The sequence below is a fragment of the Dyella silvatica genome, assembly GCF_026283955.1.
Lineage (GTDB): Bacteria > Pseudomonadota > Gammaproteobacteria > Xanthomonadales > Rhodanobacteraceae > Dyella_C > Dyella_C silvatica.
The window spans coordinates 1-1,745 of record NZ_JAPDPE010000222.1; the positions used below are offsets into that span (position 1 = coordinate 1).

The window sequence follows — 1,745 nt, forward strand, 5'->3', positions numbered from 1 at the left end:
TTGCCTTGTGCATGCGTATGCCGCAGCACTTGCCGTCTCTGCTGAGCGCAACTTCAAGATCGTCTCGTCGAGGTCTGGCGCAGCCTGTGCGGCGAATCATCCCGGTTCGATCAAGCCGCCTTCTGCACTTGGCCGAGCCATAGCGCTGGCGAGTGTTTGTGCCTGCATGCATCATGCGCTGCATGCGCGCCTTCATTCGTGTAGCTTGAGACTGCGTTTGAGCGCGTGAACGGCGAGTTCGTCAAAGGTCTTGAAGCTGGCGTACAAGTTATCGAAGGGGACCCGGTCTCTGACCTCGAACATGCCTGTGGGCAGGTGATAGACGTAGACATCCATATCGTCCGAGCCAAGCAGCAGGTAATCCCGCATATCCAGCGGATCCCGGAAGTAAATATTGTGCTCGACAAGGTCAAAGAAAGTGCGCTCAGGGTGGCCTGCATAGGTGGTTTTGGAGGATGAGAAAATACACACACCATCCCATTCCAAACCATTGCTCAGCCGAAGAAATGCCAGATAGCCTTGCGGCAGGTCGAGCGCAAACTCGCGTTGCGCAGCCTGTTGCAGCTCGGCGATCTGAATCTCTGTCGCAGCCGGTGGCAGCGCATCGCCGTACTTTCGTTGTTCGGCTTCAAGCTGTTTTAGTAAATCCAGATAGATCGGCTCAGCTGATGAAGTGATGCTCAAGATGCGGGCCTGCTCACGCGTTGTTGAAGGTGGGGGATTTTCGACTTGTCCTGACATCGAGGTTGCTGCCGCTAAGCAGCCATGTAATAGCTACGGTCCCTCTTCTTCGAAGCGATGGTAAGCCGCGACCGCATATAAGGATGCGGTCGCGATGGCGGCAAAGTTGATCTTAACCAGCAGCGTAGGGTTGCGTACAAGATCGTAGTCCACGGTTAAGCCGACTCTGAAAGCGTATAACTGCCCTGGCAGCCGAATCTCGATGACTTGGAAAGCAAAGTAAATGGCCGCCAGTGTCAGAATGGCCCAGGTGGGGCGGAGCAAATATCCAAGCAGCAGGATCGTCACTGCTGTGCCAGCGAGTGGAAGAACCCAGACAGTCCATCCGACGCCGGTCCACTCAACTGGATGGGTTGCTATGGCCCAAACGCAGAGGGCTACGTTTATACAGAACCAGAGGTAGAGTGCCCACTCAAAAGCGGTAGGCCTCTTTTCAATCATGGCCACATCTTGGTCGGTGAAGTCTGTGGTCATCTTTCGGGCCCAGGCCCATGTGAGTGATCGAATGAATGCACCAGCCAAGCGCGACTGAAGCCAGCTTGCCCATCATCCGCGCTGGCGCGATTTCAATAAGTCGCGTGCCCCGTCATCGCGCATATCTGCCTGGCCGGCTACGGCGTGATGGTAGAAGCCAGCACGCTTTAACTACCTGCGCCATTTGCGGGGCGATGATTAGTGTGCCGGTGTGGATGCGGGCAACAGGCGCAAGCTGTTGTCGTCGAACAGTGGCTCATCCTGGCCGACGTTGACGTAGAGCAGCTTGTGCGGATTGCGCGATGGCTGCGCCTCGAAATACGCCACGCCATCCGGACCCTCGCCCCAGTCGCCGCATGGCGGCTCGGGTACGTCGGTAGAGGGTGGGCGGGCATCAATGGTTTTTTGATACGCGGCATTGGGAACGATGGTGAATCGCATGACGCCCACCGGGGCGGAGCTGTCGCGGTAGGGCTTGACCACGCATTGGCTGGCCAGGGTCTTGTCCTGGGTGTGTTCGACAAAAATGC

General features: G+C 56.9%; 4 protein-coding genes. All 4 read right to left on the reverse strand.

The genetic code is table 11. The annotated features are described in order from the left end of the window. The coding region (locus OUZ52_RS22730) for a hypothetical protein (RefSeq protein ID WP_266160883.1) at positions 1-184 on the reverse strand (184 nt) is incomplete at its 3' end. 8 nt (positions 185-192) lie between these two features. Then, a complete protein-coding gene (locus OUZ52_RS22735) occupies positions 193-741 on the reverse strand; it encodes a YrhA family protein (RefSeq protein ID WP_266160884.1) in 549 nt (182 codons plus the stop codon). Between the two features lie 33 nt (positions 742-774). Continuing rightward, positions 775-1,215: a hypothetical protein gene (locus tag OUZ52_RS22740; protein ID WP_266160885.1), complete on the reverse strand. Its 441-nt coding sequence runs from the start codon at positions 1,213-1,215 to the stop codon at positions 775-777. Between the two features lie 198 nt (positions 1,216-1,413). Then, positions 1,414-1,745, reverse strand: a 332-nt coding sequence (locus OUZ52_RS22745; RefSeq protein WP_266160886.1) for a hypothetical protein, incomplete at its 5' end; no start/stop codon positions are given.